We start from the raw sequence: 5,390 nt of genomic DNA on the forward strand, positions 1-5,390 counted from the left end.
TCGACATACTGGTTTCCTTAACTTTATATGATCGAATCTCCAAAGAGGATACTTTTATAATCTTGGAAAAATGCGGTCTAAAATACCTATCTTCCCTCCGGCCCCGGATCCATCAATTGACAGCCGACCTTGGCATCATAAAGGTGGATTTCCTTAGCCAGCTTTTCCCATCTGGGGATCTGGGCATCATCGTACAATCCCAACGGATGAAGGCCGTACTAACTTGCAATATGTTGACTTCGATCAAGGAAACTCATTCTCAACCAGACATCCTATGGGACGATCAGAGGCTATCCACCAGCGAGAAAGTCCTATGACAAGTGAAACTGAATCATCAAGCAAGTTGGATCTTGGATTTGATCCAGACGAACTACGGCAGAAATACTCCATGGAAAAAGTTAAACGTCTACGTTCCGACGGTAATGAGCAATACGTCGAAGTAAGAGGCGATTTCGTTCACTATATTGATGATCCGTATCTCAAATCTAAAGTAGAACGTGAACCACTGACTGATGAAATCGACATTGTCATTATTGGTGGTGGTTTTGGTGGCCTTCTGGCAGCTGTCCGTCTTCGTGATGCCGGAGTGAAAAACTTCAGAATAATAGAAAAAGGCGGGGACTTCGGCGGGACCTGGTACTGGAACCGCTACCCTGGCGCTGCCTGCGATATTGAATCCTATATCTATCTTCCTCTGCTTGAAGAAATTGGCTATATGCCAAAAAAGAAGTACATCGATGGTGCGGACATCCTTGAATATAGCCAGATGATCGCAAGGAAATTTGATCTGTACGATGATGTTTGCTTTCAAACGGAAGTAAAGGAAATACACTGGGATGAGGCGACCGGGAGATGGACCATCACAACCGATAAGGGCGATGCCATGAAGGCCCGATTTGTTGCCATGTCCAACGGGCCTCTCAATCGGCCCAAGCTCCCAGGTATCCCTGGCATTGAATCCTACAAGGGGCACACCTTCCATACAGCCCGTTGGGATTACGACTATACCGGGGGTGATGCCAACGGAGGATTGACCGATCTCAAGGATAAGCGAGTCGGCATATTAGGCACGGGAGCCACGGCAGTTCAGTGTGTTTCTCATCTTGCCGAAGGTGCAAAGCAGCTTTATGTCTTCCAGCGAACGCCTTCATCCATTGACGAACGTAATGACTACACGACAGACACGGACTGGGCATCAAGCCTAAAACCTGGGTGGCAGCAGGAACGTATGGATAACTTCAATATTCTCACCACAGGCGGCATAGCGGAAAAAGACCTTGTCAACGACGGCTGGACAGAGATTATTCGTAATCTGCTCGTACTGATTAAGGATGAGAAGACTCCGGATATGGCCAAGCAGGCAATGACTGAAAAAATGGAGTTGGCTGATTTCCAGAAGATGGAACAGATCCGAGGCAGGGTTGACTCCATTGTGAAGGATCCGGAAACCGCAGAACTTCTAAAACCCTACTACAGGCAGTTTTGTAAACGACCCTGTTTTCACGATGAATACCTGCCAACTTTCAACCGTCCCAATGTCGAATTGGTCGACACAAAAGGGATGGGCGTCGATAAGATTACGGAAAATGGCGTCGTGGTCGATGGAAAAGAATATGAGGTGGATTGCCTGATATTTGCTACAGGTTTTGAAGTGGGAACCGGATATGCCAGGAGGAGCGGTTGCGAAATGTATGGGCGTGACGGTGTCAGTTTGACTGAAAAGTGGTCAGAAGGAGCGAGAACATTCCACGGAATGCAGGTTAACGGATTCCCCAACTGCTTTATGATGGGGCACATCCAAACCGGCTTCACAGCAAATTACCCCCACGGTTTGAATGAACAGAGCAAGCACATCGCCTACATTATCAAACATTGTATGGAAGGCAATCATCGAGTTGTCGAGGCAAGTGCAGAAGCCGAGGAAGCGTGGGTGCAGACGATTATCGGGCTGGCTCGATCGAATGAGAAATTCCTCGCAGACTGCACGCCCGGCTACTACAACAACGAAGGCAAACCCCAGGCACGAGCTTTACAGGACACCAACTATGGTGCCGGTTCTGAAGCATTCTTCAAGCTCATCAAAACCTGGCGAGATGAGGGCACGCTTGAAGGGTTGGATGTCAGCTAGAATCCTCAGAGCGTTGTGGAATATTCTCTCCAGGTACCGGGCAAAACCCGCTGCTGATAAGCGGCAGAAGGAGAAACAGCACGGCACTATTACCTAACGGCGTACATCATGTTGCCTATTGCACTAAAGATGCTGAGGCGACCTATGAATTTTATACGAAAAAACTGGGCATGCGGCTCGCCCGTACAGAAAATCACAAGCAGGGAAACGGTTTCTTTCGACACTTTTTCTTTGACATGGGAAACGGCGAATGCCTCGCCTTTTTTCAGGTTGAGGGCATTGGCGAAACAGATAATTACGAAACCAACCTTTCCAGAAGTGTTGGCTTACCGCTGTGGGTGAACCATATCGCTTTCCAACTCCATTCGCTGGAAGACCTGGAAACAAAGAAAAACGAACTCAAGGCCGTCGGAGTCGAGCAAATGACCGAAGTTGACCATGGCTGGTGTACCGCGATCTACCTTGTTGATCCGAACGGCATTATGATCGAGTACTGTGTCACCACTGATGCAAATGAATTCCAGCAGACCGAAGAAGAGGCACTGGCGTTTATGCGTCAACCCTTCAATGCGATTGGTGAGGACACTCGAAAGGAACCGAGCGAAGTCGCAAAAAGAATCTGACGCTGAACCGAGGGGTTCAATTGGCTGGGTGACGAAGCACCAACTATTGCCGGTGGCAGTTCAGAAATAGCGTTCCAACGATCACGATTAAGATGGATAACAGGTAATACCGGCTCGAACCGAACCTGTATGGGGTCTGGCTTTTTTGAAGCTGTTACTCCGATAAGGTGTTCGAGTGCGGTTTTCATCATGGCGCCGAGAAGATTGTAATCATCTCGATAAGAAGCCGAATATACGACTGCAGATCTGTTCTTGATTAATCAATTCGTTGAAGAGAAAACAAAATAGCTAAATCAACACTTGATCAATCAGGCGGGTCCATATACGACCCCGTTGTTGTGGTATGGCGCTGCACACGCATACAACACCCACTTGGAGGCAAATTAAACCTGCGAGTTTAGCAATAATTGACCTCGATCAGTTTCAGATCCTGCATTCTTTGATGAAATAACAACACGTTCCTGGAAACGAGAAGGCAGAATCACATGGTAGAAACAATAACCGGTACAGATCGTTCCAGCGGTATCAGCTATCAGGAAGTTTTGGACACTGACAGTAAGCAAGTACCTGATATCCTCAAAGTACAGAGTCCGCTGACGCCCGGACCCACAATCGTTCCGGCAGAGAGATATTTTTCAAGAGATTTCCATGAATTAGAAATCGAAAAAGTCTGGAAGCGATGCTGGCAAATGGCCTGCCACCAGGATGACATTCCTGATGTGGGTGACTATCACGTCTATCAGATTGCATATCTGTCGTTCCTGGTCGTCAGGACAGGGGAGGATGAGTTCCGTGCGTTCGATAACGTTTGTCTGCATCGTGGACGCCTGCTTAAAACCGAAAGTGGCAAACGGGCAACTGAATTTCGTTGTCCCTTCCACGGCTGGGCATGGAATACTGATGGTTCATTGAAAGAAGTGCCCTGCCACTGGGACTTCCCCACGGTAACCGAGGAAAAGTACTCTTTACCCGAGATCAAGCTTGGTCGCTGGGGTGGTTATATATTCATCAACCCCGATCAGAACGCAGGATCATTGGAAGACTACCTCGGTAATCTGTCTGATCAGTTTACAACGTTGCCCTACACCCAGAGGTACAAGTCAGCGCATGTGGCCAAGATCCTACGCTGCAACTGGAAAATAGCGCAGGAAGCTTTCAGTGAGGCATATCATGTGATCGGAACTCACCCAACCATCCTGGAAGTGATCGGTGATGCCAATACTCAGTACGATGTCTTCGGAAACTATTGCCGTGCGATGTCTGCCAATGGAATCAAGAGTCCTCATGTGACACGGGACTGGGAACCGCTTGAGGACGCCAGGCTGTACACCAAACAGCGGCACGCAATTACGGGTTATGTTTATGAAGCGTGCATTGACGGCTCCGTGCACGTCACGGATGGTGAAGGCGCCATCAGCAGATTTAAGGAAGATGGCACTTGGATTGACGGACCATTAACCCAGGTCGACGCAAATATGCTGAATTGGGTCGGTGGACATCAATTACCAGGGTCCGAAAACATTCCGGCTGGCGGGAGCATAACAGTCCCGGAAGGCAAGAATTTGCGTCAAGTAATGGCAGAACATGTTCGCGAGTCTTTCCGATCTGCCCTGGGAGATGCGATTGATGATGTCTGTGATGCAGAATTGCTGGATTCGATCTATAACACCGTTTTCCCGAACTTCCATCCGTGGGGTTGTTTCAATTCGATCAATTATCGCTTCCGACCCAATGGTGACAATCCCGACGAGTGTATTATGGAGTGCATGTACCTGTCCCCTATTCCTGCAGATGGCAACTATGAGCCGGTTCGTGAACCACACTGGCTTGGTCCAGACGATGACTGGTGCGACGCACCCGAACTTGGAATGCTGGCGAAAGTATTCAATCAGGACATTGTAAATATGCCGCATGTACATAAGGGTTTGAAAAGCATGAGAGTGCCTGAGGTCATTTTTGCCAACTACGGGGAAACGAAACCCAGGCATTTTCACAAATTACTCAATGAGTGGCTTGAAAAACCCTAGGGAATCCCTGGGAATTATCTCGAAGCCATCCTAAAATTAGGGGGTCGGAGTAAAGTGCCGGAGTAAAAGGCTTTCTTGATTGAGAATAGGTGTTATAAACCACATTTTTCAAAGAATGGTCAAGTAATGCAATTGCAGATGTTCATTCAAATTTGAACCACTGCGGCGCGGTGATCCTTCGGATGGCCAACGGCTGTAACGGGCTGCAACTAAGGGCTTACAGGTGGTCGGGTCAATCACTTAGAGATTTATAGGTTGGCCAGGATATGCTGGGCGCTCAGCGCTCATCAGACAACGTACAAGCAAGCGATGGCATAACAACAGCAGATCTGTTCTTGACTAATCAATTCGCTGAAGAGAAAACAAAATAGCTAAATCAACACTTGATCAATCAGGCGGGTCCATATACGACCCCGTTGCTCAGCTGTCCAGTGGCTCTACATTAAACGCGATGCAGATACGTCGCTGGCTGCAACGAAACGGAATAGTCCCATGATAAAAATAGGATGGGAAAAGGAACATCTGTCCGTAAGCTGGTCGGCAACATAACCGGTCAAGATTGGGCCGAGGCCCAGGCCTATCAAGGTCAAAATAAAGAACAGTACCGCCGGA

General features: G+C 48.2%; 5 protein-coding genes. 3 read left to right on the plus strand and 2 right to left on the minus strand.

Going from position 1 to position 5,390, the window contains the following annotated elements:
• Window positions 1-86: 86 nt before the first annotated feature.
• Window positions 87-203 carry a hypothetical protein gene (locus tag EYQ01_04385; GenBank protein ID HIE65042.1) on the minus strand — a complete coding sequence of 39 codons (117 nt, stop codon included), beginning with the start codon at window positions 201-203 and terminating at the stop codon, window positions 87-89.
• Between the two features lie 110 nt (window positions 204-313).
• Between EYQ01_04385 and EYQ01_04390 the strand changes: the two genes are divergently transcribed.
• The 3 genes from EYQ01_04390 (at window position 314) to EYQ01_04400 (ending at window position 4,778) form a co-directional block, all read left to right on the plus strand.
• Window positions 314-2,128 (plus strand): NAD(P)/FAD-dependent oxidoreductase, encoded by a 1,815-nt coding sequence (locus EYQ01_04390; protein ID HIE65043.1) that lies wholly within the window; start codon window positions 314-316, stop codon window positions 2,126-2,128.
• A 20-nt stretch (window positions 2,129-2,148) separates the two neighbouring features.
• The gene (locus EYQ01_04395) at window positions 2,149-2,751 is read left to right on the plus strand and encodes a VOC family protein (GenBank protein HIE65044.1); all 603 of its coding nucleotides are present in this window, start codon (window positions 2,149-2,151) and stop codon (window positions 2,749-2,751) included.
• 485 nt (window positions 2,752-3,236) lie between these two features.
• Entirely contained in the window at window positions 3,237-4,778 is a 1,542-nt protein-coding gene (locus EYQ01_04400; protein HIE65045.1) for an aromatic ring-hydroxylating dioxygenase subunit alpha, read from the plus strand.
• 420 nt (window positions 4,779-5,198) lie between these two features.
• On the opposite strand, the gene EYQ01_04405 is transcribed toward EYQ01_04400, so the two are convergent.
• A partial coding sequence (locus EYQ01_04405) for a hypothetical protein (GenBank protein ID HIE65046.1) occupies window positions 5,199-5,390 on the minus strand: 192 nt, incomplete at its 5' end.

Source organism: Candidatus Manganitrophaceae bacterium, from assembly GCA_012960925.1.
Lineage (GTDB): Bacteria > Nitrospirota > Nitrospiria > SBBL01 > JAADHI01 > DUAG01.

What these genes read in the sequence shown, in the direction of transcription:
- EYQ01_04390 (HIE65043.1), top strand. Translation starts at nt 314, where the DNA reads ATGACAAGTGAAACTGAATCATCAAGCAAGTTGGATCTTGGATTTGAT.
- EYQ01_04400 (HIE65045.1), top strand. Translation starts at nt 3,237, where the DNA reads ATGGTAGAAACAATAACCGGTACAGATCGTTCCAGCGGTATCAGCTAT.